We start from the raw sequence: 26,756 nt of genomic DNA on the forward strand, positions 1-26,756 counted from the left end.
GAAGTTTAGCGGGCTTTATCCCCCAAAGTTCAGCCCGCTTTATCCCCAGGAGTTTAGCGGGCTTTATCCCCCAAAGTTCAGCCCGCTTTACCCCCAGGAGTTTAGCGGGCTTTATCCCGCGAGGTTTAGCCCGCTTTATCCCCGGGGATAAAGCGGGCTTTACTTCGCGGAGTCTAGCGGGCTCTACTCCACAGGATAAAGCGGGCTTTATCGCGGGGAGTTTCGCGGGCTTTACTTCGGGGAGTTTCGCGGGCTTTATTGTGCGAGATTTAGCGGGCTTTACTCCGGGGAGTAAAGCCCGCTTTATCGTGGCCTGGGGAGTGGGGGCCGCCCGGGGTCCTGGGTCCCGGGCGGCCCTCACGGTCTGGGGTCAGCTGGCGCGGCCGAGCAGCTCCGAGGCGCTGGTCTTGCGCGGGGTCGCCAGGTGCTGCGCGGCGATCTCGTAGTTGTCGAGGTTGTGGTAGTAGCCGGGCCTGGCGTCGAAGATGAAGCTGGTCTCTTCCTCGACGGGGCCGTCGGCGAGCGTGGTTTCCCAGTTCTCCAAGGCGGCGGGCATGTCGTAGGGCAGCGAGACGAGGTCGCTCTCGTACCACTCGACGCCGTTGCGCTCCGAGAGGTACCAGCCCTTGGGGAGGTCGCCTTCGGGGATGACGTAGACCTGCCGCGACCACGACTCGAAGTCGTACAGCGCCGCGGCGAACTTGCGCCACTGCTCCGGGAACATCGGCACCGCGACCTCGTGCCACCACTCGCGGACGAGGTCCTGGAGCTCGGGCTGGCTGTGCAGGGTCCGCAGCGCCTCGGCGATCGCGGGTGACTCGGCGAGCACCGGGATCTTGCTGAGCATGGCGACGGCCAACGGGTCCGACGACTTCTCGAAGTACTCCTTGACGCTGCGGATCGCCTGGGACTGGGTCACGCCGGCGATGTCGTACAGCGGCTGCCAGACGTGGCGCAGGAACTGCTGCTCGCCGAGCACGCGCGCCCAGAAGACGAAGCGCTGCATCTCCAGGTTTTCGGCCAGCGTGGACGTGCGGTTCGCCAGCACGTACTCGAAGTCGTCGTCCTCGCCGCGGATGGTGACGAAGCCGTGCACCTCGCGATGCTCCACATAGGACGTGTTGGGCAGCAGGAGCATCGGGTACACCGCGATGCGCGAGACCTTCTTCGCGAGCCGGTCGTAGCCCGCCAAGAACGACTCCGGCGTCTCGCCCGGCGCGCCCCAGATGAGCTCGCCGTAGCATTCGAGTCCTTCTTCGGCGAGCCAGTCGACCAGGCTTTCCCACTGGTTGACCTTCATGTTCTTGCGCAGCATGTTGGTCAGCGCGGCGTCGTCGAGCGTCTGCAGCGCGAGCGTGAACAGGCTCTGCATGCCGTGCTCTTTCAGCTTGCGCACGATGTTGAAGAAGCGCGCCGACTTGTTCTTGGCCCAGCTGGTGATCAGCGCCTCGGGATAGCGGTACTTCTCCTTGGTCTTGATGACCAGCTCGACGAATTCCTCGTCGGCTTCGAGCAGGCCGAAGTTCGAGTCGCAGAGCACCAGCGACGGCGCCTTGTGGTAGCCGAAGAGGTCGACCTCCTCGGCGAGCCGCTCGGTCGAGAACGACCGCATCTTCTGGCCGGTCGCGCCGCCCCAGTAGCAGAACGAGCACTTGTACGGGCAGCCGCGGTTGGTCTCCATCAGCGCGACGTCGTAGCGGAAGTTGCCGGCGCCGTCGGACATCGGGATCGCGCCGGTGAGGAACGGCGACGGGACGACGTCGAGGTCGTTGATGCGGTCGCGGTCGGGCGCGGTGTAGGGCGTGCCATCGGGGCGGCGGTAGGACAACCCCTTGATGTCGACCGGATCGAAGTCCTCGCCGGGGTGTTCGAGCAGGTAGTGCACAAGCTCGTGGAAGGTGTGCTCGCCTTCACCGTTGACCACGATGTCGATCCACGGCATCTCGCGGAAGACCCGCTCGGACTGGTACGCCACGTGGTTGCCGCCGAACACGACGAGCCCGCGCGGGTTGATCTGCTTGAAGGTTTCGGCGAGCGCGCCGAAACTGCGGTAGTTCCAGCCCAGCACCGAAAACGCGAGCACGTCGGGTATCTCCCCGCCGAACAGCGCCATCGCCATCTCTTGCAGTTTCTGGCCACCGCGGAAATTGCAGATCTCCGCGACGGCCTCGCCGTCCAGGCTGCGATCGGCGTCGATCACCGCCTTCAGATAACCAACGGCCAGCGGCATCGAGTCGACCGGCATGTCCCAAGCACCTTGCTGAACCAGACGGATTTGCAGCATCTTCTCGGCCTCCCTGCTTGCCAACAGCGCACAACGGTAGTCAGCTGAGAAGAACTTCACTTCTCCGTGGGTGCCTATTACCACCACCCCCGGCGACAATTTCTCCGGACGTGCTTAATATGCGGACAAAAGGTAACAAAAGAGAAGAAAATCGCCAAACCGGGGCTAACCTTGAGCTTGAGCGATCGCTGCGAAACGGAGTGTGGATATGTACGACATCGACGTCGCCGAGGTCTGGGACCCCGTTTACCGCGGACGCGGACGGGACTACGTCGCGGAGGCGGCCGAGGTCAGCGCATTGATCCGGGAGCGCAAGCCGGACGCGGCCAGCCTGCTCGACGTCGCCTGTGGCACCGGCGAACACCTACGCAGCTTCCGCGATCAGTTCACCAGGGTCGCCGGTGTCGAGCTCTCCGCGGACATGATCGCCGTCGGCCGGGTACGCAGCCCGGAGCTTTCCCTTACTCAGGGCGACATGCGCACGTTCGACCTCGGCTCGCGGTTCGACGCGATCACGTGCATGTTCAGTTCGGTCGGGCATCTCGACACCCCGGCGGAGCTGGCCGTCTCGTTCAAGCGCTTCGCCGCGCACCTCGAGCCCGGCGGTGTCGCGATCGTCGAACCGTGGTGGTTCCCGTCGACGTTCCTCGACGGCTACGTCACCGGCGACATCGTCGAAACCGGTGGCCGGACCATTTCCCGTGTTTCGCATTCCTCGCTCGAAGGCGGCAAGAGCCGCGTCCAGATCCATTTCACCGTAGCGAGCCCCGGTGAAGGCGTCCACCACTTCACCGAGAGCATCCTCATTTCGCTCTTCACCCAGGAAGAACACGAAGCCGCGTTCGAAGAGGCCGGCTTCGCTGTCGAATACGTCCAAGGCGGCCCGCAGGGCCGTGGCCTGTTCTTAGGTGTACTCAAGTAGGGAGAAGCACCCTCATGTGCGGAATCGCCGGCTGGGTTTCGTTCGACCGCGATCTACGTCGGGAACAGGCGACGCTAGACGCGATGACCGACACTATGGCCGCGCGAGGTCCGGACGAACGGGGTACCTGGGCCGACGAGAACGCCGCGCTGGGCCATCGCCGGCTGGCGATCATCGACCTGCCGGGCGGCAGGCAGCCGATGAGCGCCGAGTCGCCGCGCGGCGACGTCGTGATGGTGTATTCCGGCGAGGCCTACAACTTCGTCGAGCTCCGCGAGGAGCTGCGCGCGCGTGGCCACCGGTTCACCACCAAGTCCGACACCGAGGTCGTGCTGCGCGGCTACCTCGAATGGGGCGAGGCCATCGCGGACCGGCTCAACGGCATGTACGCCTTCGCCATCTGGGACGCGGCCGAGCGCAAGCTGGTGCTGATCCGCGACCGCATGGGCGTCAAGCCGCTTTACTACTTCCCCACCCCGGACGGCGTGCTGTTCGGCTCCGAGCCGAAGGCGATACTCGCGAACCCGCTGGCCAAGCCCGTGGTGGGCGCCGACGGGCTGCGTGAGCTGTTCGCGTTCGTCAAGACGCCGGGTGACGCCTTCTGGCAGGGGATGCGGGAAGTCAAGGCAGGCAGCGTGGTCACGGTCAGCCCCCACGGGATCCGCGAACACGTCTACTGGAGCCTGAAGACCCAGGAGCACACCGACGACCAGGCCGCCACGGTCGCGCACGTCCGCGAGCTGCTCGACGACATCGTGCGCCGCCAGCTCATCTCCGACGTGCCACGGTGCACGCTGCTCTCCGGCGGGCTCGACTCGTCCGCGATGACCGCGATCGCGGCGCGGCACCTCGCCGAGTCGGGCGAGGTCGTCCGCAGTTTCTCGGTCGACTTCGAGGGCCGGACCGACGGCTTCGTCGCCGACAAGATCCGGCCGGACGCCGACACCCCGTTCGCGCACGAGGTGGCCAGGTGGGTCCGCTCGGATCACCAGGACATCGTGGTCGACGCCGCGCACCACGCCGACCCGGCGATCCGCGGGCACGTGCTGCGCGCCAGGGACATGCCCGCGGGCAACGGCGACATCGACACCTCGCTCTACCTGCTGTTCCGCGAGATCCGGCGGCATTCCACGGTCGCGATCTCCGGCGAGTCGGCCGACGAGGTGTTCGGCGGCTACCTGTGGTTCTCGGACCCGGTGGTCCAGCAGGCGGACACGTTCCCGTGGCTGGTGCACTGGGCGGAGTACTTCGGCGACGACACCCAGGTACTCACCCCGGCCGCGCGCAAGGCGCTCGATCTCGACACCTACCTCCGCGACAACTACGCGGGCGCGGTGGCCGGGATCGAGCGGCTGGCAGGCGAGAGCGATTTCGAGTGGCGGCAACGCAAGATCAGCAATCTGCACCTGACGCGCTGGGTGCGCGTGCTGCTCGACCGCAAGGACCGCACGAGCATGGCGACCGGACTCGAAGTCCGGGTCCCGTTCTGCGATCACCGGCTGGTCGAGTACGTCTACAACACGCCGTGGTCGCTGAAGACGTTCGACGGCAAGGAAAAGAGCCTGCTGCGGGCCGCGACGGCCGATCTGCTCCCGCAATCGGTGCTGCAGCGCAAGAAGGCTCCGTATCCGTCCACACAGGACCCGAGCTATGCCGCGGCGCTGCGCGTCGAAGCCCGCGAGCTGCTGTCCAGCCCGAGCCATCCGGTCTTCGACCTGATCAGCTACAGCTGGCTCAAGAACTGCGTCTCCGAGCAGGCACCGCTGGCGACGCTGGCCTCGCGCGCCGCGCTGGAACGAGCACTCGATCTCGCCGTGTGGTGGGACATGTACACGCCGGAGGTGGCGTTGTGAGCAGCGATCCCCGCAGGTGGAAAGCACTCGCCGTGTTGTGTGTCGCCAGCCTGTTCATCACGCTGGATTCGCAGATCGTGACGCTGGCGCTGCCGTCGATGCAGAAGGACCTCGGGCTCTCCAGCGACAGCATGCAGTGGGTGCTCAGCGGCTATCTGCTGAGCTTCGGCGGCCTGTTGCTGCTCGGCGGCCGGTCGGCGGACCTGCTCGGCGCGCGCCGGGTGTTCATGGTCGGCACGTTCCTGTTCCTGGTCAGTTCCCTGCTGTGCGGGCTGGCTTGGAATGCCCCCATTTTGCTCGGCGCCCGCATCGCGCAGGGCATGTCCGCGGCGCTGATGGCGCCGAGCGCGCTGTCGATCCTGATGACCACGTTCACCGAGCCCGCCGAGCGCAACAAGGCGCTCGCGTTCTGGTCGGGCACCATGGGTTTCGGCGCGACCGCCGCGCTGCTGGCAGGCGGCCCGATCACGGAATTCCTGGGCTGGCCGTGGATCTTCCTGATCAACATCCCGGTCGCCGCCGCGCTGCTGGCGCTGAGCCCGCGCATCCTGCGGGAGAGCAAGCCGAGCGCGGGCAAGCGGTCCTTCGACCCGGTCGGCGCGCTGACGATCACCGTGGCGCTGGTCGCGGCCGTCTTCGCGATCGCGGAGGCACCCCGGCGCGGCTGGGCCGACCCGGTGACGATCGGCATGCTGCTCGGCGCGCTCGCGCTGGCCGGCATCTTCGTGCTGGTCGAGCGGCGGTCCGACGCGCCGCTCGTGCCGTTGCGGATCTTCCGGTCCCGCGGCCTGGTCGGCGGCAACCTCGTGATGCTGCTGCTCGGCGCGTCCGCGTTCGGCATGGCGCTCGGCGCTTCCCTGTACGGACAGCAGGTTCTCGGTTACTCGGCCGTGGTGTTCGGCCTCGGTTTCCTCCCGATGACCGTGGTCAACATCGGCGGCTCGGCGCTCGCCCAGTCGATGGTCGCCAAGTTCGGCGTCCGGGTGGTCGCCGCGAGCGGCCTGCTGCTGATCGGCGGCGGCTGCCTGCTGCTGACGACGATCGCGGCGGACGGCGGCTATTGGAGCGACCTGTTCCTCGCGCTGGTGATCTTCGGGCCGGGCCTGGGCGCTTGCTTCGTCGCGGCGTCGATCGCGGCGCTGAGCGCGGTCGCCCCGCAGGAGTCGGGACTCGCCTCCGGCATCAACACCGCCGCCTTCCAGATCGGCGGCGCGATCGGCGTCGCCATCGTGACCTCGGTCAGCACCTCCTTCGCGACCTCGCCGGAACCCAAGGTCGCGATCACCGAAGGTTTACGCGCCGGATTCGGCGTCGTGGTCCTGTTCGCACTTCTCGGTATCGTCGTGACTTTCACCCTGCTTTCCCGCCCGCGTCCTGCCAAGATAATTCCTTTGGAGCCAACGCGAAGTGGAGAGAGATGAATTCGCCGAAGGTCGTATCGCGGGAAGAATTTACTGTCGCCCGAAAGAAACTACTCGAGAGCGAAAAGGAACTGAGCCAAGCGCGTGACCGGGTCAACGCCGAACGCCAAGCGCTGCCCATGGTCGAGATCGACAAGGACTACGTCTTCGACGGCCCGGACGGCTCGCTCTCGCTGCTCGACATGTTCGAGGACCGCAAGCAGTTGATCGTCTATCACTTCATGATGCCGCCGGGCTCGAACCACCTGTGCCCCGGCTGCACCATGTTGTCGGACAACGTCGGCCACCTCGCCCACCTGCACGACCGCGACACCACGTTCGTCGCGGTCGCCCGCGCGCCGATGAGCGAAATCGCGCCGGTCAAGGAAAGCATGGGCTGGGAATTCCCCTGGTATTCCTCGGAAGGCAGCGACTTCAACTACGACTTCCACGTCAGCCTGGACGCCGACGTCGCCCCGATCGTGTACAACTACCGCACGGCCGAAGAACTCGAAGAAGCAGGCCTGGACTGGATGTTGACCGGCCCCGGCGATTGGCACGGGCTGAGCGTCTTCCTCCGGCGCGGCAAACGCGTTTACCACACGTATTCGACCTATGCCCGTGGCACGGATCTGCTCAACGGCACGTTCAACTACCTCGATTTGACGCCGCTCGGCCGCCAGGGCGACGGCTTCTTTTCACCGTCCCGCACCGGAAAGGAGTGATCGACGTGGAGGGTCGCTACGCCGAGGGCACCATCGAAATAGTCACCTACGACGACCACGAGCTGGGTCCGGCCGACCCCAGCGGCATCCGGCTCCTGTCCACGATCACCGAATACCACTACACCGGCGGGATCAGCGGCACCGGACACCACGCCTACCTCCAGCGCATCGGCACCGCGAACACCGGCCCCTTCCTGGTGATGGCGCGATTCGTCTGCAGCCTCGGCGGCAAGCGGGGCACCTTCATGACGGAGGGCTCCGGCACCCGCGGCCCGCGCGGGCCGGTCGACGTCGACTGGCACATCGTCCCCGAGACCGGCACCGGCGAACTGGCCGGCGTGACCGGCTCGGGCAAGGTCACCACGACCGACGACGGCGTGGTCCGCTACACCCTGTCCTACGAGGTGCCTTGAGCGCTGGGGTCGTGAGTGGTACCGCCGGTTAGAACCGGCCGAACCACTCACGACCCCACAGCGTCGATCACCTGCTGCACCTGGTCGTCGGTGAGGTGGGGGCCGATGGGCAGGCTGAGCACTTCGTCGGCCAGTCGTGAGGAGAGCGGGAACGGGCCTAAGCCGAGCGGCGCGTACGCGGGCGACGAATGCACCGCGACCGGGTAGTGCACGAGCGTGCCCACCCCCGCCGCTTCGAGCCGTCCCGCGACCCCGGCCCGGTCCGCCACCCGCACGACGAACAGATGCCAGGCATGCTCGGCCCACGAAGCGACGTTAGGCAGTTCCAGGTCCAACCCCTTGAGCCCGGCCAGATAACGCTCGGCGACCCGATCCCGCCGGGCGTTCCACTCATCCAGCAAAGGCAGCTTCACCCGCAGCACAGCGGCCTGGATCTCGTCCGTGCGCGAGTTGGTGCCCAAAACCTCGTGCTGGTACTTCACGCGCGACCCGTAGTTCCGCAGCAGCCGCACCTTCTCCGCGAGCTGCCGATCCGAAGTCACCACCGCGCCGCTGTCCCCCAGCGCGCCCAGATTCTTGCCAGGGTAGAAGCTGAAAGCCACCGTCGACGGCGAAGCGCCGATCTTCTGTCCATTGTAGACAGCGCCGGGCGCCTGGGCCGCGTCTTCGACAAGGGCCAAGCCGTGACGGTCCGCGATCGCGCGCAGCGCGTCGAGATCCGCGGGATGGCCGTACAAATGCACCGGCAGGATCGCGCGCGTACGCGGAGTGATCGCGGCTTCGGCGAGCGCGGGGTCCATCGTGAACGTGACGGGGTCCGGCTCGACCGGCACCGGCGTCGCGCCGGTCTCCGAAACGGCCAGCCAGGTCGCGATGAACGTATGGGCCGGAACGATCACCTCGTCGCCGGCGCCGATGCCCAGTCCACGCAAGATCAACGAGAGCGCGTCGCCGCCGTTGCCGACCGCGACGCAGTGCTCAGCACCGCAGTAGGCCGCGAACTCGGCCTCGAACGCCTCGACCTCCGGCCCCTGCAGGTACCAGCCGGAACCGAGCACCCGGGAGATCGCTTCGTCGATCTCCTCACGCAGTTCGAGATAGGGCGCGCGGAGGTCGAGGAACGGAACGTTCATGCCAGAAGGATGGCCTCGGCGTCTACGGGTGAACATCTTCGAACGTGCGGAGCTCGGGCGAGAAAGGATGTTTCGGGCACGAAATACGCCAAATGCGCGCTATGGTGAATCGTCACGTTGAGTAACCAACTGTAAGGAAACGCAGAGACGATGACCACCTATGTGTTGATCCACGGCGCCGGCGATGTCGGCTGGGCCTGGCACCTGCTGGAAGCGGAGCTGCGCGGGAACGGGCACGAGACAGTGGCTCCCGACCTTCCCATCGAAGACGACTCCGCCGACCTGTCCGCCTACGTCGACTCCGTCGTCGAAGCCGTCGGGGACCGCGACGGTGACGTCGTCGTGGTCGGCCACTCCTTCGGCGGCATCGTCGCGCCGCTGGTGGCGGAGAAGCTGTCCGCCAAGGTGGTCGTGCTGCTCGCCGGCATGATCCCCGCACCCGGCGAGACGACGAACGACTGGTGGGGCAACACCGGCTACAGCGCGGCGTCGGCGAAGGCGGCCAAGCAGGACGGCGGCCTCACCGGCAACCCCGACCCGTTCGTCAGCTTCTACAACGGCGTTCCCCGCGAACTCGCCGAGCAGGCGATGAGCAAGGAGCGCGGGCAGTCCGAGTCGGCGATGAACGACCCGTGGCCGCTGGCGAAGTGGCCGGACATCACCACGAAGTTCATCCTGTGCACCGAAGACCGGTTCTTCCCGCCGGCGTTCTTCGAGAAGCTCGTCAAGGAACGCCTCGACATCAAGCCGGACGAGGTCGCGGCCTGCCACTGCGCGGCTTTGTCCAAGCCGAAGGAAATCGCGGCGCTGCTGGAGTCCTACACAGACTGAGCAGCTGGAGAGAAGCCGGTCGCGCGAATGGACTGAAACCCTGACAGATGCACCAAAAGCATCCTTGGGAGGACCTTCATGCGCGTCCTGTTCACCACCTGTCTCAACAAGTCGCAGGTCTACATCCTGGCGCCATTGGCGTGGGCGATGCGCACGGCCGGACATGACGTGCGCGTCGCCATCCCGCCGGACCTGGCCGAGGACGTCGCCGCGATCGGGCTGGCGGCCGCGCCGATCGGCGAACTGATGCCGCACCTCAAAGAGGACCTCGCCGAGGCCGAGCCCGAGCAGAAGACCGCCTCGGACGCCGACCCGCTCAACCGCGTCAAGCCGCACCAGTCGAACTACGGCTGGGAAGACCCGCCCGCCGAGTTCGTCCATCTCGCCGAGGACTTCTTCCCCATGCTCACCCCGGACGGGATGTGGGAGGGGCTGATCGACTACGCCAAAGCCTGGAAGCCGGACCTGATCATCTGGAACACACTCGCCTTCGCGGGCCCGATCGCGGCGCGCGTCACCGGTGCCGCGCACGCCCGCCTGCTGTGGGGTGTCGACGCGATGGCACAGGTGCACGCCAAGTTCGTCGAAAAGCGCGACGCCGAAGGCATCACCGACCCGATGAAGACCTGGCTGGGCCCGAAACTCGAGGCGCACGGCCACACCTACGACGACGAGATCGCGCTCGGCCAGTGGACGATCGACCCCGCGCCGCAGTCGCTGTTCCACCCGAAGAACACCGGCGTGCACTACGTGCCGATGCGCCAGGTCGTGTTCAACGGCCCGGCGATCGTGCCGGACTGGGTCAACGAACCCCTTGAGCGCAAACGGGTCTGCCTCACACTCGGCTTCTCGCACCGCGAGTCGCACGGCATCGAGGCGTCCACCGCGGACCTGCTGGAGGCGGTGTCGGACCTCGACGTCGAGGTGGTGGCGACGTTCAGCGCCAAGCAGCTCGCGTCGCTGGACCGCTTGCCGGACAACGTGCGCCCGGTCGAGTTCGTGCCGCTCGGCGCGCTGCTGCCGACCTGCTCGGCGATCGTGCACCACGGCGGCACCGGCACCTTCGGCACCGCGATCGAGCACGGTGTGCCGCAGCTGATCGTGCCCGGCACGTACTGGCACGAGAAGTGGTGGGCGCCGGTGTCCCAGGCGAACATGCTCGAGGAGCGTGGCGCGGGCATCTACGTCGGCGACTCCGACCAGCTGACGCCGGAAAAGCTCCGGTCCGATCTGGCCAAGGTGCTCGACGACCCGTCCTACAAGATCGCGGCCGAGCGCCTGCGCATCGACCAGCTGAGCGTGCCGAGCCCCAATGAGATCGTTCCGCAGCTGGAGCGTCTCACCGCGGAGCATCGCAAGAACGGATAAACCGCTCCAACAGAAAGGAACCCGTGATGAGTTCGGACCCCGCGGCGACGACCGCAGGCCGGCGCGAATGGCTGGGGCTGGCGGTGCTCGCGCTGCCGACACTGCTGCTCGCGATCGACCTCGGCGTGCTCTACCTCGCGCTGCCGAAGCTGAGCGAAGATCTCCACCCCAGCAGCACCCAGATCCTGTGGATCATGGACATCTACGCCTTCATGACCGCGGGGTTCCTGGTCACCATGGGCACACTCGGCGACCGGATAGGCAGGCGGCGGCTGCTGATGATCGGCGCCACCGCGTTCGGCATCGCCTCCGTGCTCGCGGCCTTCTCTTCATCGGCCGAGATGCTGATCGTCACCCGCGCGCTGCTCGGTATCGCGGGCGCGACGCTCGCACCGTCCACTTTGGCCTTGATCAGCACCATGTTCACCGACGAAGGTGAGCGTGGCAAAGCCATCGGCGTGTGGATGAGCTGCTTCATGGCGGGCACCGCGCTCGGCCCGGTGGTCGGCGGCGTGCTGCTGCAGTGGTTCTGGTGGGGTTCGGTGTTCCTGCTGGGTGTCCCGGTGATGATCGTGCTCATCGTCGCGGCGCCGAAGCTGCTGCCCGAGTACCGCGATCCCAACGGCGGCAAGCTCGACCTGCTCAGCGTGGCGCTTTCGCTGGCGACGATCCTGCCGGTCATCTACGGCATCAAGGAGATCGCGCACGACGGCGCCGGCGTCTCGCAGCTCGCGATCGTCGCCGCGGGCCTCGGCGTCGGCGTGATCTTCGTGCTGCGCCAGCGCAAGCTCGCCAACCCGCACGTCGACGTTGGCCTGTTCAAGTTCCCCGCGTTCTCCGGCGCGCTCGGCATGCTGCTGCTCGGCCCGGCCGTGATGGGCGGCGTCGGCCTGTTCGCCAACCAGTTCCTGCAGATGGTGGAGAACCTTTCGCCGCTGGAGGCCGGGCTCTGGGCGGTGCCGTCGGCACTGGCCACTGTGGCCAGTGCGATGTACGCGCCCGCGCTGGCGCAACGGATCCGTCCCGGCTACATCGTCTGCGCGGGCGCGGTGATCCTCGCGATCGGCGCGCTGGTGCTAACACAGGTGACCGCGGAGTCGGGGCTGGCGACGCTCGTCATCGGCATGACGCTGGTGTTCTTCGGATTCGGCCCGATGGCCTCGCTCGGCACCGAGCTGATCATCGGCGCGGCGCCGGAGGAGAAGGCCGGCTCGGCGGCGTCGATGTCGGAGACCTCGAGCGAGCTCGGCGTGGCGCTCGGTGTCGGCATCCTCGGCGCGGTCGGCACGGCCGTCTACCGCAGCGAGATCGCGGACGCCTTGCCGCCGGGTGCGCCCGACGCGGCCAAGGACACCTTGGCAGGCGCGATTTCGGTGGTCACCGACGGCGGGAGCGCCGTGCTCACCGCGGCGCGGACCGCGTTCACCAGCGGCCTGACCACGGTCGCGCTGGTGTGTTCCGGGATCGGCGTCGTGCTGGCGATACTGGCCGCGTCGCTGCTGCGGCGGGTCGGCGCGCCGGAGCCGTCGGCGGAGACCGAGACAGCGGCTGTCGAAGTCGCCTGACGCACAACCGAAAAGGGCTCCCACAGACGCTGTGGGAGCCCTTTTTCGTTACGGGAGTTCGGTGGTGTGCAGGTTCGCGCTGATCGTGATCAGGACGCGCCAGCGGCCCCAGCGGTCGCGGGTGTAGGTCTGCGAGCTGATGAACGTCTCCTGGAAGTGGTCGTCGGGGAAGGTCAGCGTCGCGTTCGTGAGCACCAGCGCGGTGTTGCAGTCGACGACCTCCTTGAGCACCGGGAACGACGAGGTGAAGTGCATCGAGAACAGGCCTGCGAACAGCTCCTTGATCGCGGCCTTGCCGTATTGGATGGTGCCGTCGGGGTCGACCTTCGTGGCGTCCTCACGGAAGAATTCGCCGAACCGGTTGATGTCACGGGCGTCGAAGGCGTCGTTGTAGGCCTGCTTCGCCTGGTCGAACTGGGTACGGCAGGCGGCGACCGGGTCGTAGTGCTGATGCTGGCCGCCCGCCTGCGCGGGCGCGGTGAGCAGACTGGTCGCGCCGAGCAGCACGGCCGCCAATGCGGTTTTCCGGAATTTGCTCATGGAGTTCTCCTGAATACGGTTGGGGGTTGACCGTTTTCCTTTTCTTTCCGCCACAAAGCGCCGGCGGAGGATGATTCCTCCGTCGGCGCCAGGTGGTGACTTTGGGTGCTCTTCAGCCGGGGAGCACCACCTTTTTCGCCGACCGGCGCAGCCACCAGACGACCAATGCGATATTGACCAGCCAGTTCAGCCAGAAACCGGCGAACTGGGCGATGGCGAGCACGGTCATTTCGTCATTGGGGAACATGGGCGCGACGGCGTACCAGGCCCCGGTGAAGAACAAACGCCCGGTGAGAATGCTCGTGGCGAGCGCGAAACTGTAGAGCATGTACTTGCGGTGCTGTGCCCATTGACGGCGCCTGGCCGTCACGTAGCCGGCAGCGGTGACCCCCAGTGTCAGCACCGCCCACAGCGAAGACCCGATCGCGCTGAGCCCGGTCAGGATGCCGAACGGCACGATGACCAGTGAAAGCAGCGCGGACGGCCCGATTCCGGCGAAGATGTAGAGCCTGCCGCTGATCCGGTGCGCGCGGGGATGACGCTCGCGCAGCCACGCCCACACCTGCAGGCAGACGGTCACGATCGCGATCGTCCCGGTGGCGATGTGCCCGACCAGCAGCGGATAGTGCAACCGGAAGCGCTCGTTGATCGGAATCAGCGATTGCGCCGGGTCACCGGTCAGGTACCGTGGCAGATACATCAGCATGAATGCCGCCACGAGCAGCCCGAGCGGGATCATCCACGGCCGGAAGAAACGCGCTCGCGCCTTTTCCTCCACTCGCGGAATCGGCCGTATCTGTTCCGGCGTCTGCGTCATGATCACTCCCCAGCTTCAAATCCAGGCGAATCCCTCGTTGCAGACACGCTATGTGCCGGGATGCCCGGATTCCTCTCGAAAAGTGCGGAAAGTGTGCAGGACAGGAGTGGGAGGGATGTGCGTTCTCTTCCTACTCTGCTAAGGAAAAGTCATCCAAGGAGGAGCAGATGTACGACTACGTGATCGTCGGCGCGGGATCGGCTGGCTGCGCGCTCGCCGCCAGACTGAGTGAGGACCCGGACGTGAAGGTCTGCCTCATCGAGGCCGGTCCGGCGGACACCTCGCCGAACATCCACGTGCCCGCGGCGTTCTCGAAACTGTTCCGTACCAACGTCGACTGGGACTACGACACCCACGACGAGCCGTTCCTCGACCGCCGCCGGATCTACCTGCCGCGTGGCCGCGTGCTGGGCGGGACGAGCTCGATCAACACCCAGATCTACATCCGCGGCAACCGGCTCGACTACGACGCGTGGGACCAGCCCGGCTGGTCGTTCGACGACCTGCTCCCCTACTTCAAGCGCTCCGAGGACAACGAACGCGGCGAGTCCGAGTTCCACGGTGTCGGCGGCCCGCTCTCGGTCTCGGAGAACCGTTCGCAGAACCCGATGTCCACCGCGTTCGTCGAGGCGGGCGTGCAGGCGGGCTTCGCCGCGAACGACGACTTCAACGGCGCTTCGCAGGACGGCTTCGGCTACTTCCAGCTGACCCAGAAGGACGGGCGCCGCGCGAGCACCTCCACCGCGTTCCTCCACCCCGCGCTGGGCCGCCCGAACCTCACGGTCGAGACCAACTTCGCCGTGCACCGCGTGCTGATCGAGAACGAGTGGGCCGTCGGCGTCGTCGGCCAGCGCCTCGACGAGGAGATCACCATCCGCGCCGAGCGCGAGGTCATCCTCGCCGCGGGCGCGTACAACTCGCCGCAGCTGCTGATGCACTCGGGCATCGGCCCGGCCGCGCTGCTCGGCCCGCTGGGCGTGCCGGTGATCGTCGACCAGCCGCTGGTCGGCCAGAACCTGCAGGACCACGCGCTGATCCCGCTGGTGTTCACCCACGAGCACCCGATCAGCATGATCGCCGCGGGCGCGCCGGAGAACTTCCAGCAGTTCATGGAGCAGGGCCGCGGCCCGCTGACCTGCAACGGCCCCGAGACCGGCGGTTTCGTCCGCACCAGGGCCGACCTGCCCGCCCCGGACGTCGAGTACCTGTCCGCGCCGGTCATGTTCATCGACAGCGGTCTGGCCATGCCGACCGGGCACGCGCTCACCTTCGGCCCGTCGATGCTCACCCCGCGCAGCCGCGGCGCCGTCACCATCGCCTCGGACGACCCGACGACGAAACCCCGTATCCAGCACAACTTCTTCGTCGAGCCCGAGGACCTCACCGACGCGATCGCCGCGCTCCGCATCGGCCTCGACATCTCGCGCCAGGAAGCGCTGCGCGAGTACACCGCGAACCCGTTCCGCCCGCCGGCCTCGGACTCCGACGCCGACCTCACCGACTACATCCGCAAGTTCACCCACTCCATCTACCACCCGGTCGGCACCTGCGCGATCGGCTCGGTCGTCGACGCCGAGCTGCGCGTCGGCGGGGTCGGCGGCCTGCGCGTCGCCGACGCCTCGGTGATGCCCGTGATCCCGCGCGGCAACACCAACGCCCCGACCATCGCGGTCGCCGAGAAGGCCGCGGACCTGATCCGCAAGGCCACGGCGTAGCTCTCGCACGGGATAAAGCCCGCTTTACTCCGCGGAGTAAAGCGGGCTTTATCCCGTCCTCATGCCCCCGCTCCCGCTGCTGTATGAAGGCTCCCCTCATCCAGCCCAGGCGTATGAAGGCTCCCTTCATACGGTCCGTCTGTATGAAGGGAGCCTTCATACAGGTCCGAGGGGAGTGCGCGAAGGCCCCTGTCACCAAGGCGGGCTTGGCGGCAGGGGCCTTCGGCGTGGAGGGTCGTGAGCGTTGCGGGCGGTTCTAACCGCCCGCAACGCTCACGACTCCTTACAGGTAGTGCGTGTTGGGGCCGAGGCCGCAGGCGATGCGGCCGTAGAGCTCCAGGTTGGTGTTCGGGTGCATGACCGCGTGCAGGTTCACCACGCGGATGTCGCGCTCGATCCGCTGCATCGGCACCGAGCTGTACGCCGACGAGCCGCCGCTGGCGGTGGCGAGGATGTCGACGGCCTCCTTGGCGCGCTGGCAGGTGGCGCCGAGGTCGAGGCGCACGCGGGCGCGCTCCTCCAGCGTCCATTCCTCGCCGGACGCCGACTTCGAGTCCACCAGGTCCGCCGCGCGCAGCGCGTGGAAGCTCGACTCGTCGACCTTGATCGTGGCCTCGGCGACCTGCAGGTGGGTCAGCGGCGCCTCGGCCTGGTTGGTGTAGTCGGTGTAGGTGATCTTGCGTCCCGGCAGCCGCTCGAAGAAGTTCTCCTTGGCCGCCTTCGCCAGGCCGACCGCGATGGCGCTCACGGTGGCGCAGGCGGTCGGCAGCAGCGGCGCCTGGAAGATCGGCGAGTCCGCGTTCTTGACCGACGAGTACTTCTGCTGCAGCACCGGGCCCATCTTCAGCACGCGCTCGGCGGGGACGAACACGTCCTGCGCGACGGTGCTGACACTGCCGGTGCCGCGCAGGCCCGAGGTGTGCCAGTCGTCGATGATCTCCAGGTCCTTCAACGGGATCGCCGTCATGATCGGCTGGGGACCGTCGGCGTCGGGGTCGAGCAGGATCGCGGAGTTCGTGTTCCAGTGGCTCTGCTGGGCGCCCGAGTTGAACGTCCACTTGCCGTTGACGAGGTAGCCGCCGGCGGTCGGCGTCGCGGTCGCGGTGGGGCTGAGGATGCCGCAGACGCGCACGTCGGGGGTGGAGAAGATCTCGTCCTGCACCTCGTCGGGGAACAGGCAGGCGATCCAGGTGCTGATCGTCCAGACGCTCGCGGTCCACGCGGTCGAGCCGTCGCCGCGCGCGAGTTCGGTGACGGACTCGGACAGGGTGCGCAGGCCGACCTCGTGGCCGCCGTAGCGCTTGGGGATGCGCATGCGGAAGAAGCCCGCGTCGGTCAGCGCTTCGAGTGACTCAGGGTGCAGTTTCCGGTTTTCCTCTGTCCAGGCCGCGTTCGCCTTCAGCAACGGCACCAGGTTCGAGGCACGGCTCACGAATTCCTGCTCCGACGGTGTTTCCACTATGTACTCCTCGGACCGGTCGTCAAAGTACTTCGAGGTTCTCAGCAAGCGAGCGCCGCGGGCTCCTCTTCCCTTGCTGAATCGTCCAGCAGCGCGAGCAGCGCGGGCGGGTCGGCGATGCGCCTGGCCCGCAGTCTTATCTCGGGAATGCGGATCGCGCTTTCGGCGCCGATCTGCACCTGGCCGGTGCCGCCGAGCAGATTTCCCCGCATGGAATGCGCCAGCACGAACCAGTTTCCGGCGGGTACGCCCTCCAGCACGTACTCACCGGGCCGTTCCATGATGACGTGCCGGGCGGGAACACCCTCGAAAACGCGGCCGGAGAACAGGCCGACGAAAGCCGGGAATGCTCCGCTCCAGGCGAGTTCACCGCGGACGACACCGTGCCCGGAGCCGCACCCGGCGACGAACGGCTGGGGGTCCATCCGGCGGTACCGCGACGGCGTAACCCCTACGCTGTAACGGAATCTGGTGCTGAACGACCCCACCCCGCTGAAGCCGACCTGATTGGTCACGTCCGCTACACTCAGCGTGGTGGAGACCAGCAGCCGTTTCGCCTCCTCGATCCGGACCGCCGACAAATAGCGGCCGGGTGATATTCCGGTGACCCGCTGGAACATCCGGGAGAAATGAAACTTGCTGTACATCGCGCAGCGGGCAAGATCGTCGACGGTCAGCGGCGTCGAGTATTCTTCCCGCATCGTTCCGATAGCCCGCTCAACGGCGGTGACAGCCGAGAGATTCATGCCATCGAGTATCGCCATCGGCCGTCGGCCTCTTCCAGCGTGCGCTTCATGAAAACGCATATGCGTTTCGCATGCGCCGAAGGTGAGCACGCTCGGAGACGCGGGCCGCGACGGCGGCGTCGAGACTTGCGCCATGCCTACGCTTCCCGAGTTCCGGCTCGAGTCGTATTTCTCCCGGTGGGAGTTCGTCGCCCGCTACCACCTCACCGCCTCCGACGCACAGACGGTGACGAAGGCCGAACTGCTCGCGATGGCGAGCGACGAGGACCGTGCGCGCTGGGAGGGCATGGACCTGAGCTACGGCGAGACGTACGGCCTGCCCGAGCTCCGCGCGGCGATCGCGGGCACGTACGACCACCTCGAAGCCGAGGACGTGCTCTGCTTCGCGGGCGCCGAGGAAGCGCTCAACCTCGCGATGCACGTCCTGCTCGACGCGGGTGACCACGCGATCGTCGTCACCCCGAACTACCAGGCGGCCGAGACGATCCCGCTGTCCCTCTGCGAGGTCACCGGGATCGCGCTGGATCCGTCGGACGGCTGGCGCCTCGACGTCGACGCGCTGGAACGCGCCATCCGCCCGAACACGAAGGTCATCTCGGTCAACTTCCCCAACAACCCCACCGGCACCATCCCGGACCACGCGACCTGGACGCGGCTGGTGCGCCTGGCCGACGAACGTGGGATCCGCCTGTTCAGCGACGAGGTCTACCGCGGCGTCGAACTCGACCGCGAAGCCACGCTGACGCAGGCCACCGACCTGTCCGAGACCGCGCTGTCGCTGAACGTGCTGTCCAAGGCGTACGGCCTCGGCGGGCTGCGCGTCGGCTGGATCGCCTGCCGTGACCGCGCGCTGCTGCAACGCCTCGAACGCGCCAAGCACTACGCGTCGATCTGCAACTCCACGCTCAGCGAGGTGCTGGGCCTGATCGCGCTGAACAACAAGGAAAAGCTGCTCGAACGCAACCGCGGGATCATCGCCGCGAACGTGCCCGAGTTCGACGCCTTCTTCGCGAGCTACCCGGACCTGTTCGAGTGGGAGCCACCGAAGGGCGGCTGCGTCACCTTCCCGCGCTATCTCGGCGAAGACGGCGTCGAAGCCATGTGCGCCGGCCTCGTCGCCGAGGCCGGCGTCCTGCTGCTGCCCGCCAGCCTGTACGTCTCAGAGCTGACTCCCGTGCCCACCGATCGCTTCCGGGTCGGTGTCGGGCGCAGTGACCCGAAAGCCGCATTGGGGGCATGGGCGGACTGGATCGAGCAGCGTCAGCAGCAACATTGAATGGCGGCGTTCTTCCGGAACACCATGGCCAGCGCGAGCAGCATCAACACGCCCGCGTAGATCAGGCTGGTGCCGAAGAACGGCAGCATCGCCGCCGCGCCGATGGCGACACCGATGTTGCACAGCCGGGCGGCGCGCCCGGTCAGCAGCCGATGCGCGGCGACGAAAGTGACCAGGAAGATCAACAGGAACGCGGCCGAGGTCGCGGTGATGAGCCGCTCCTCGCTGCTGCCGGTCACCAAGAGCAGGCCGACCGGCACGCCGTACCCGGCGATCAGCGAAAGCAGCGCGACGTACGGCACGTTGCGGCGCGCGGACACCTTCGTCAAAGCGTTGGGCAGCAGGCCGCTCCTGGCCGACGAATACACCATCCGCGAGGTGCCGAGCACCCACGCGTTCGTCGCGAGCAGCAGCAGCACGACGGCGACGATGCCGCCGACGCGCGCCAGCGTCTCCCCGCTCACGATCCGCAGCAGCGTGGTGAACGCGGTGATCTGGCTGCCCTCCGCGGCGCCGGGCGGCACGACCAGCACGATCGTCGCGGCCATCGTCAGGTACAGGAACCCGATCACGAACACCGCCAGCGCGATGGCCTTGCGGAACGTGCGCCGCGGGTCGACCACCTCTTCGGCGACGGGTGCGGCGTTCTCCCAGCCGATGAACCCGAAGAAGCACACGATCAGCGCCGCGCCGACGCTCGACCAGCCGTGTGGCGCGAACGGCGTCAGGTTCGCGGTGTCCGCGCTCGGCATGGCGATGGCCATCACCACGACCAGGAAGGTGACCAGCGCGATCAGCACCGCGCCCTGCACGAAACTGCTCGTCTTGACCCCGAACAGGTTGAACAGCACCGAGCCGACCATGATCGCGAAGCCGAGCGCGACCACCTTGAAATCACTGGGATTGGGGTCCCACATGTTCAGCAGGTACCGCGACGCCGCGAGACCCAGCACCGGGTTCGCGATGAGCAGCGACAGCACGAGGAACGCGCCGACCCAGCGACCGGCCCGTGGCGCGAGTCCGGTGCTGACGAAACAGGCGATGCCGCTGGCGCTCGGATATTGCGCGGACAGCCGCGCGAAGGTGAGCGCGAGCGGGTACGAGTAGAGGATCAGCAGCGCCCACGCGAGCAGCGAAAGCGGCCCGGCTTCGGCGGCCGCGTGCCCCGGCAGGATGAGGATGCCCACCCCCACCACCGAGGTCACGTAGTGGATGACGAGCCCGGAAACACCCATCGACCGTTCTAGGGTGGTGGTCATCAGAGAATCCTCTCGATCTCGTGCAGGAGCGTTTCGATCAGCTTGCGGTTCGCGGAGGTGCCGACCAGCCCGACGCGGAAGGTCTCACCCTCGAACGGCTCGAGGCCGCCCGCGATCATCACGCCGGCTTCGAACAGCCGCTCGCACAGCTCGTTCGCGCGCGCGTGCCGGGCGACGACCACCAGGTTCGCCGCGTGCTCGTCGGCTGCGACCACGTCGAAACCGAGTCCCCGCAGGCCATCGCGGCATTCCGCGCGCAACGCGGCGCGCTGGGCGACCCAGTTCTCCCTGCCGACGGTGTGGATCCGGCGCAGGCTGCTGCCGAGCACCTGGATCAGGCTGGTCGGCATGGTGACCGGGGTGGGCTCCCAGTCGTCCTCGGTCGCCGCGTGCTCCCATCTCGCGAGATCGAGGTACCAGGTGGGCGGACGCACCGACCGCGCGTCGACGCGCCGCTTGCCGGACTCCGACAGCGCCACCACCGCGAGGCCGGGCGCGGCGCCCAATCCCTTCTGTGACGCGGAAACGAGCGCGTCGACCCCCATCGCGCGCATGTCGATGTGCTCGCCGCCCGCGGCCGCGATGGCGTCGACGAGCAGCACCGCGCCGGACGCGTGCGCGAGCTTCGCGAGCTCTTCGATCGGGTGCCGGACGGCGGTCGCGGTCTCGACGTGGGTGACCACCAGGCCGTCGCAACCGTTGAGGTCGATGCGATCCGGGTCGACGGGCTCGCCCGGCACGCACTCGACGACGCGCACGTCGAGCCCGTGTGCCCTCGCTATGGCGACGAGCCTGCTGCCGAAGTAGCCGGAGTTCACCACGGCCACGCGCTGGCCGGGCTCGAACAGGTTGAACATCGCGGCGTCCAGCCCGGCCGAGCCCGATCCCGGCAGCAGATACGTGCGGTCCGCGCCCAGCAGCAGCGCGAGATCTTCGTGCACGGCGGCGAAATCGGCCATCCACGCCGGACCGTAGTGCGGCTCGATCTGCCTGCCGAGCACCGCCAGCTCACGGGGATGCAACCGGCACGGTCCGGGGATCATCAGGTGCCTGATCCCACCGTGTCCGCCGTCGACCGCCGCCAGCGCGTTGTTCATTTCTGCCTCACTCCTCAACTCAGGTCATCCAGCAACGCCCAGGTGAGGCAATGCTGACTCGAAGGCGCCCTGGCGCCTGAGAGTCTTCACGGTGCGCGCCTCTTTTCCGGCCGTCAGGACGGAAGTTTTCGCGGGGCCAGGGCGGAGCCCTGTCCACGCGAAAACTTGAGCGCGCATAAACATTCAAGCCGCCCTCTGCATGGAAAACCTCCGGGCGGCGATCTCTTGTAGCGTGCGCCAGAGCCGTTCGACGTCGGCGCGCGTGGTGTGGATGTTGCCGATCGACACCCGGATCACGTATCCGTCGTCGATGACCGTGTGGGAGATGAAGGCCTCTCCGGACGCGTTGACCTCTTCGACGATTTCGGCGTTGAGCCAGTCGTTGGTCTCCCGGTCGCCGCTGGGCTCGAAACGCAGGCACACCAACGGATAGATCGAGTCGACGGGCACCCGCCACAGCGGCTCCCCGGCGACCTCCTCGCGAAGCCAGTTCGCCAGCTGGACGCTGTGCTCCAGCCGCTCGGCGAGTCCGGCCCTGCCGAACGTCCTGATCACCCACCACAGCTTCAGCGCGCGGAAACTGCGCCCCAGCTGCGGGGTCAGGTTCATGTAGTCGACGGTGTGCTCGTCCTGCGCCGAGGTCAGGTATTCGGCGACCAGCCGGAAGGTGTCCGCCAGCGCGCCGCGGTGCCTGCAGTACAGCGCCGACGCCTCCATCGGGATGTACAGCGTCTTGTGCGGGTTGACGACCAGCGAGTCGGCCAACGTCAGGTCTTCGACCTTGCCTGCCAGCGACGGCGCCAGCCGCCAGAAACCGCCGAACGCGGCGTCGACGTGCAGCCACACGCCGTTGCGCTCGCAGATGTCGGCGATCGCGGGCACCGGGTCGGCCGCGCCGACCGAGGTGGTGCCGACCGAGGCGACCACCGCGACCGGCTTGAACCCGTTGGCCAGGTCGGCCGAGATCGCCGCTTCCAGTGCGTCCGGCCGCATCCGGTACTGGTCGTCCGACGGGATCTTGACCAGGTTCGCCGTGCCGAAGCCCAGTGTGATGGCGGCCTTGTCGACCGAGCTGTGGGCCTGATCGGAGGTGTAGAGCCGCAGCACCGGGAGGTCACGCCCGGCGAGGCCCTCGACCCGCACACTCGGCCCGAGCGCGGCGTCCCGCGCGGCCGCGAGCGCGTACAGCGTGGCCAGCGAGGCGCCGTTGACGAGCACGGAGTCGGAGTCCTCGGGGTAGCCGACCATCTCCGAGATCCAGCCGAGCACGACCCGTTCCAGCGCGGACGCCGCCGGGCCGCTCTTCCACAGCATGGCGTTGACGTTCAGCGCCGCGGTCATCGTCTCGGCGAGCACCCCGGGAAAGCTGGCGCTGTTGGAGAAGTAGCCGTGGAACGACGGGTGGTTCCAGTGCACGAGGTACGGCACGACCAGCTCGCGCGTGTCGGCCAGGATCCGCTCGAAGTCGACGCCCTGCTCCGGCAGGCCGGACAGCAGCGAAGCCGACAGGTCACCGGTGCCGGTCGGGACGGTCACCGGGACCTGCCGGATCGATTCGAAATGCTCCCGGAGCACGGCAAGGAGTTCCCTGCCGTGCTCCTCGAACTGGGCCGGGGCCCAGTCGCCGGGTTCCTCAGACATTGGCTGCCTCTGCGAAGAGTTCGGTCACGTCCTCGTCGTGGTCGACCGGACGGTCACCCCAGTCCCAGCCGCCCGACACCGAGAGCGTGGCGCCGGAGATGTACCCGGCCCGGTCGGAGACCAGGAACGCCACCGCGTCGGCGATGTCGTCCGAGGTGCCCAGCCGTCCGGCGGGCACCCGCTTCGCCATCCAGCCGGCCTGTTCCGGCGGCAGGTGGCCGTTGTCGATCAGGCCAGGCGCGACACAGTTCACCGTGATGCCGTGCCTGGCCTCCTCGGTGGCCAGCGACCGGGTCAGCACCGCGATCCCGGTCTTCGCCACCGTGTACGCCGCGAGGTTCGGCGCGCCCCTGACCTCGAGCGCCGGCGCGAGCCCGATGGTGATCACGCGGCCGAACCCCCGCGCGCGCATGCCGGGCAGCGCCGCCTTGGTCGCGTAGAACGCCGAGTTGAGGTTGCTGTCGATGATCGCCTTCCAGCGCTGCGCCGAGGTTTCCGCCGCCGCGCCGAGCACGAACTCACCGACGTTGTTGACCAGTATCGAGACTTCCGCGCCAAACACCTCCGCGGTCTGGCGCACGGCGTGCTCGGCCTGCTCCGGCTCGCACAGATCGGCCTTGACCATGATCGCGCGGGCCCCCGACGACCGCAGCCGGTCCACCAGCGCCTGCGCGCTCGTGGCGTCGCTGCGGTAGTTGACCGCGACCATCGCGCCCTCTTCGGCGAGCCGCGCGCACAGCGCGCTGCCGATCCCGCGCGCGCCGCCGGTGACCAGCGCGACCTGGTCGGTGCCCAGAAGCCGCGTCTCCATCAGTGGTCGTGGTCGTCGTCGTGGTCGTGCTCGTGCGGGACCTCGTTGAGGTAGCTGATCTCGCGCGGCCCGGTGCAGTAGGTGGCCTCGAAGTCGCCGAGCAGCGGGTGCTCGCCACCGATCAGGTCTTCGGCCTCCTCGCGGCTGCGCCACGGGTACATCACCCACACCTTGGTGGGCTGCGCCTCGTGCTGGTAGAAGGTGGCGTGGCCGAGGAAGGCCGGGTGCTCGTGCGCACGCGGGCCGACCAGGTCGTCCATCTTCTGCATCAGCTCGGGCACGCGGTCGGCGAAGTCGTCCTTGATTTCCCAGGTTTCCAGAACGTGGATCATGACTCTGTCTCCTCGTGCATCGTGGTTTGGCGGAAGTGCTCGGACAGCAGGGATTTCCCTTCCGGCACGAACTTTTCGCAGACGAAGATGTGGTGGCGGCGGTTGCGCGACTGCGCGGACCACAACCGGGTGGCCGCGGCGCGCACGTCGTCGGGCACGCGCCCGGCCCGGTCGGCCGCCTTGAACTTGCGGCGGACCGTGGTGAGGCTGGACAGCATCCGCTCGTGCTCGATGTTGAGCGTGCCGGAGAAACCCGGCGTCATGAACGGCGGCGCCATCGACGGGCGGATCACCCGCTCGTAGGTGTCCGCGCCGAAGTCCGCGGCGTAGCGCATCGTCGCGGTCGCGGCGTCGTAGAGGATCGTGAGTTTGCCGAAGACCGACGCCAGCTCGGACCAGCGAGACCGCTCCAACGCCGCGCCCGCTTGCACCAGCAGACCGTTCATCGCCGCCAGATTCAGGTGGAAAAGCTGGTGCCCCAGCTTCCAGCGGAGCACGGCCTGCCTGGTGTCATTCACGCCGCGGCCTCCCCGAAGTCGTCCTGTGCGTGCGCCACCCATTCCGCCAGCGTGCTGTGCAGGGTGACCACGCAGCCCGCCAAGATCGCGACTTTGTCCTCATCGGACAGTGAGCTGCGCTCCAGGTCGACCAGCACGTCACGCTGGACGTCCAAACAGGACTGTGTCCAGTCCGCCAGGTCCGGCCGCTGCCGGACCAGGCGGAAATAGGCGTCGTAGTGCTCCTGGCCAGCCACGCTGGTGAGCGCGCCGGGAATCTTTCCGTCGCTGGGCAGGGAAATCGACTGGATGAGTCCTAGGTCGACGTCGTAGTCACCCTCACCGGCCATTTCGCCGCTCCATGAAGTACCGGCGCACGGTCTCGCTGGCGTTGCGGCCGGGGATGCCGAACACACCGCCACCCGGCCGGGTACCCGAACCGCAGAGGAAGAAGCCGGGCACCGGGGTGTGGTAGTCGGGGTAGCCGGCGACGGGACGCCCGGCGAACAGGTCCAGCGGCGACATCGCGCCGTGGTAAAGGTTTCCGCCCGGCAGGCCGATCTCGCGCTCGATGTCCGGCGGCGCGAACAGCTTGCGGTGCGTGACCGCCGCGGTCAGACCGGGCAGGTACGGCTCGACGTAGGCCAGCAGGTTGTCCAAGAAGGACTCCCTGATCTCGTCCCAGGTCGTGCCGGCGGGCTGATACGGCAGGTACTGCAGGTACATGCTCATGACGTGCTTGCCGGGCGGCGCGACGTCCGGGTCGAGGATGCTCGGGATCGAGCATTCGACGTGCGGCTGGGTCGGCGGGATGCCCGCGCGCATCTCGGCGTGCACCTTGTCGAGGTGATCCATGTCCGGCAGGATCTGCAGCGTCCCGTTGAAGTGCTCGCCGTACCCCTCGAAACCGCGAACCTCCGGAAGCCGGTCCAGTGCCAGGTGGACCTTGCCCGCGACACCGGCGTGCGGCCGGTTCGCCAGCGCGGCGCGATAGCTCGGCGGCACGACGTCCGGGTCGACCATCTTGCCGAAGGTCGTCGACGGGTCGGCTGCCGAAACCACGGCCTTCGCGGAAATGTGAGTGCCGTCCTCGAGTTCGACACCGCGGCAGGCGATGGCGCGGGGGCAGCTGCCGAGCAGGATCTGCTTGACCGCGCGCCCGGTGTAGATGTCCACTCCGAACTCTTCACAGGCCGCGGAGAGCGCACGCGTGATGCTGCCCATGCCGCACTTGACCTGCCCCCACGAGGGGCGCGCGTCCTCGGTCGTGCCCATCTGGTGGTAGAGCATCAGATAGGCGGTGCCCGGCGTGGACGGGCCGCCGTCGACGCCGACGGTGCCGTCGGTGGCGAGGGTGACCTTCAGCGGCTCGGACTCGAACCACTCGTCGAGCACCTCACGGGCGCTGCCGAAGAGCGTGCCGACCAGCAGCCGCAGGTCCTTGTCGTCGAGCTCGGACGTCGCGCGCAGAATCGACTTCAGCGCCGGGATGTCCTCGAACAGCGGCGCCCTCGACGCGCCGGTCACGTACGGCTCGGCGAATCTCGCGACCCGGCGCATCGCGGCGCCGTATTCGAAGTACGCGTCCGCGTCGCGCGTGGAGAACTTGCTGATCTCCGCGTGCATCTTCGCGGGATCGGTACGGAAGCTGAGGTGTCTCCCGTCCGCGAGAAGCGCGGTGACCGATGGATCGCGCTCCATCACCCGCAGCCCGTGCTTCGCGAGCTTGAGGTCTTCGATGATCTCCTTGCGGAACAAGGTGGTCACCAGGCTGGCCGTACTGAACCGGTGCCCGGGGAAGACCTCTTCAGTGATGCAAGCGCCACCCACGAAGTCGCGCCGTTCGACCACCGCGACGCGGTAGCCCGCCTGTCCCAGATAAGCCGCGCAGACCAGGCCGTTGTGCCCGGCTCCGACCACGATCACGTCATATGTGTCACTCACGGATTCATCGTGCGACGCCAGGACGTTCACGTCATCTCTGAGGATGCTCTGCGATGGAGCACGACCAGAGTTGCGGTGCTTCCCAGGCCTTGGACATGCTCGTTCGGGGAAACTTCACCTGGAGGCCG

The 26,756-nt window shown here is 67.5% G+C and carries 24 protein-coding genes; 10 read left to right on the top strand and 14 right to left on the bottom strand.

The features are described 5' to 3' along the window. Positions 1–370 precede the first annotated feature (370 nt). Positions 371–2,284 (bottom strand): KedN5 family methylcobalamin-dependent radical SAM C-methyltransferase, encoded by a 1,914-nt coding sequence (locus AB5J62_RS34930; protein WP_370944266.1) that lies wholly within the window; start codon positions 2,282–2,284, stop codon positions 371–373. A gap of 208 nt (positions 2,285–2,492) precedes the next feature. Here AB5J62_RS34930 and AB5J62_RS34935 point away from each other — a divergent pair, with 208 nt between their 5' ends. The 5 genes from AB5J62_RS34935 to AB5J62_RS34955 are packed head-to-tail and all read left to right on the top strand — an operon-like array spanning position 2,493 to position 7,597. Continuing rightward, complete coding sequence (locus tag AB5J62_RS34935) at positions 2,493–3,206, top strand: class I SAM-dependent methyltransferase (RefSeq protein ID WP_370944267.1); 714 nt, start codon at positions 2,493–2,495, stop codon at positions 3,204–3,206. Positions 3,207–3,220: 14 nt separating this feature from the next. Further along, positions 3,221–5,059, top strand: coding sequence for an asparagine synthase (glutamine-hydrolyzing) (gene asnB / locus AB5J62_RS34940; protein ID WP_370944268.1), 1,839 nt, complete (start codon positions 3,221–3,223; stop codon positions 5,057–5,059). Then, positions 5,056–6,480 (top strand): MFS transporter, encoded by a 1,425-nt coding sequence (locus tag AB5J62_RS34945; RefSeq protein ID WP_370944269.1) that lies wholly within the window; start codon positions 5,056–5,058, stop codon positions 6,478–6,480. The genes asnB and AB5J62_RS34945 overlap by 4 nt, the downstream gene beginning before the upstream one ends. Then, positions 6,477–7,184: a DUF899 domain-containing protein gene (locus AB5J62_RS34950; protein WP_370944270.1), complete on the top strand. Its 708-nt coding sequence runs from the start codon at positions 6,477–6,479 to the stop codon at positions 7,182–7,184. Before AB5J62_RS34945 ends, AB5J62_RS34950 begins: the two co-directional genes overlap by 4 nt. Before the next feature lie 5 nt (positions 7,185–7,189). Beyond that, positions 7,190–7,597, top strand: coding sequence for a DUF3224 domain-containing protein (locus AB5J62_RS34955; RefSeq protein ID WP_370944271.1), 408 nt, complete (start codon positions 7,190–7,192; stop codon positions 7,595–7,597). A 47-nt stretch (positions 7,598–7,644) separates the two neighbouring features. Here AB5J62_RS34955 and AB5J62_RS34960 read toward each other — a convergent pair whose 3' ends face one another. Then, complete coding sequence (locus AB5J62_RS34960) at positions 7,645–8,730, bottom strand: DegT/DnrJ/EryC1/StrS family aminotransferase (protein ID WP_370944272.1); 1,086 nt, start codon at positions 8,728–8,730, stop codon at positions 7,645–7,647. Between the two features lie 150 nt (positions 8,731–8,880). Here AB5J62_RS34960 and AB5J62_RS34965 point away from each other — a divergent pair, with 150 nt between their 5' ends. From AB5J62_RS34965 to AB5J62_RS34975, 3 genes are all read left to right on the top strand, one after another. Beyond that, positions 8,881–9,561, top strand: coding sequence for an alpha/beta hydrolase (locus AB5J62_RS34965; protein ID WP_370944273.1), 681 nt, complete (start codon positions 8,881–8,883; stop codon positions 9,559–9,561). A 78-nt stretch (positions 9,562–9,639) separates the two neighbouring features. Next, positions 9,640–10,929, top strand: a complete 1,290-nt coding sequence (locus tag AB5J62_RS34970; RefSeq protein ID WP_370944274.1) for an activator-dependent family glycosyltransferase — start codon at positions 9,640–9,642, stop codon at positions 10,927–10,929. Between the two features lie 26 nt (positions 10,930–10,955). After that, positions 10,956–12,494 (top strand): MFS transporter, encoded by a 1,539-nt coding sequence (locus AB5J62_RS34975; protein WP_370944275.1) that lies wholly within the window; start codon positions 10,956–10,958, stop codon positions 12,492–12,494. Positions 12,495–12,542: 48 nt separating this feature from the next. Here AB5J62_RS34975 and AB5J62_RS34980 read toward each other — a convergent pair whose 3' ends face one another. Together AB5J62_RS34980 and AB5J62_RS34985 are read right to left on the bottom strand one after the other, a co-directional pair. Beyond that, positions 12,543–13,034 carry a DUF4440 domain-containing protein gene (locus tag AB5J62_RS34980; protein WP_370944276.1) on the bottom strand — a complete coding sequence of 164 codons (492 nt, stop codon included), beginning with the start codon at positions 13,032–13,034 and terminating at the stop codon, positions 12,543–12,545. Between the two features lie 112 nt (positions 13,035–13,146). Further along, a complete protein-coding gene (locus AB5J62_RS34985) occupies positions 13,147–13,851 on the bottom strand; it encodes a DUF2306 domain-containing protein (RefSeq protein WP_370944277.1) in 705 nt (234 codons plus the stop codon). Between the two features lie 167 nt (positions 13,852–14,018). On the opposite strand from AB5J62_RS34985, the gene AB5J62_RS34990 reads away from it, so the two are divergent. Next, on the top strand, positions 14,019–15,566 hold the full coding sequence (locus AB5J62_RS34990) for a GMC family oxidoreductase (RefSeq protein WP_370944278.1): 1,548 nt from the start codon (positions 14,019–14,021) through the stop codon (positions 15,564–15,566). A gap of 283 nt (positions 15,567–15,849) precedes the next feature. Here the strand turns inward: AB5J62_RS34990 and AB5J62_RS34995 are convergent, their stop codons facing one another. After that, complete coding sequence (locus tag AB5J62_RS34995) at positions 15,850–17,028, bottom strand: acyl-CoA dehydrogenase family protein (RefSeq protein WP_370950417.1); 1,179 nt, start codon at positions 17,026–17,028, stop codon at positions 15,850–15,852. A gap of 38 nt (positions 17,029–17,066) precedes the next feature. Further along, complete coding sequence (locus AB5J62_RS35000; RefSeq protein ID WP_370944279.1) at positions 17,067–17,726, bottom strand: helix-turn-helix transcriptional regulator; 660 nt, start codon at positions 17,724–17,726, stop codon at positions 17,067–17,069. A 178-nt stretch (positions 17,727–17,904) separates the two neighbouring features. Between AB5J62_RS35000 and AB5J62_RS35005 the strand changes: the two genes are divergently transcribed. Then, positions 17,905–19,047, top strand: coding sequence for an aminotransferase class I/II-fold pyridoxal phosphate-dependent enzyme (locus AB5J62_RS35005; RefSeq protein WP_370944280.1), 1,143 nt, complete (start codon positions 17,905–17,907; stop codon positions 19,045–19,047). Here the strand turns inward: AB5J62_RS35005 and AB5J62_RS35010 are convergent. The 8 genes from AB5J62_RS35010 to AB5J62_RS35045 all read right to left on the bottom strand — a co-directional run bounded on the left by AB5J62_RS35010 (position 19,032) and on the right by AB5J62_RS35045 (position 26,628). Continuing rightward, positions 19,032–20,306 carry an APC family permease gene (locus tag AB5J62_RS35010; RefSeq protein WP_370944281.1) on the bottom strand — a complete coding sequence of 425 codons (1,275 nt, stop codon included), beginning with the start codon at positions 20,304–20,306 and terminating at the stop codon, positions 19,032–19,034. The genes AB5J62_RS35005 and AB5J62_RS35010 overlap by 16 nt on opposite strands. Next, complete coding sequence (locus AB5J62_RS35015) at positions 20,306–21,403, bottom strand: alanine--glyoxylate aminotransferase family protein (protein WP_370944282.1); 1,098 nt, start codon at positions 21,401–21,403, stop codon at positions 20,306–20,308. Before AB5J62_RS35015 ends, AB5J62_RS35010 begins: the two co-directional genes overlap by 1 nt. A 183-nt stretch (positions 21,404–21,586) precedes the next feature. After that, positions 21,587–23,044, bottom strand: a complete 1,458-nt coding sequence (locus tag AB5J62_RS35020; RefSeq protein WP_370944283.1) for an aspartate aminotransferase family protein — start codon at positions 23,042–23,044, stop codon at positions 21,587–21,589. Next, complete coding sequence (locus AB5J62_RS35025; protein WP_370944284.1) at positions 23,037–23,855, bottom strand: SDR family NAD(P)-dependent oxidoreductase; 819 nt, start codon at positions 23,853–23,855, stop codon at positions 23,037–23,039. Before AB5J62_RS35025 ends, AB5J62_RS35020 begins: the two co-directional genes overlap by 8 nt. Continuing rightward, positions 23,855–24,187: a hypothetical protein gene (locus AB5J62_RS35030; RefSeq protein WP_218134824.1), complete on the bottom strand. Its 333-nt coding sequence runs from the start codon at positions 24,185–24,187 to the stop codon at positions 23,855–23,857. The genes AB5J62_RS35025 and AB5J62_RS35030 overlap by 1 nt, the downstream gene beginning before the upstream one ends. Next, positions 24,184–24,705, bottom strand: a complete 522-nt coding sequence (locus AB5J62_RS35035) for a hypothetical protein (protein WP_370944285.1) — start codon at positions 24,703–24,705, stop codon at positions 24,184–24,186. The genes AB5J62_RS35030 and AB5J62_RS35035 overlap by 4 nt, the downstream gene beginning before the upstream one ends. Further along, complete coding sequence (locus AB5J62_RS35040; protein WP_370944286.1) at positions 24,702–25,034, bottom strand: hypothetical protein; 333 nt, start codon at positions 25,032–25,034, stop codon at positions 24,702–24,704. Before AB5J62_RS35040 ends, AB5J62_RS35035 begins: the two co-directional genes overlap by 4 nt. After that, the gene (locus tag AB5J62_RS35045) at positions 25,024–26,628 is read right to left on the bottom strand and encodes a phytoene desaturase family protein (protein ID WP_370944287.1); all 1,605 of its coding nucleotides are present in this window, start codon (positions 26,626–26,628) and stop codon (positions 25,024–25,026) included. Before AB5J62_RS35045 ends, AB5J62_RS35040 begins: the two co-directional genes overlap by 11 nt. Positions 26,629–26,756: the final 128 nt, after the last annotated feature.

The organism is Amycolatopsis sp. cg5, from assembly GCF_041346955.1.
GTDB lineage: Bacteria > Actinomycetota > Actinomycetes > Mycobacteriales > Pseudonocardiaceae > Amycolatopsis.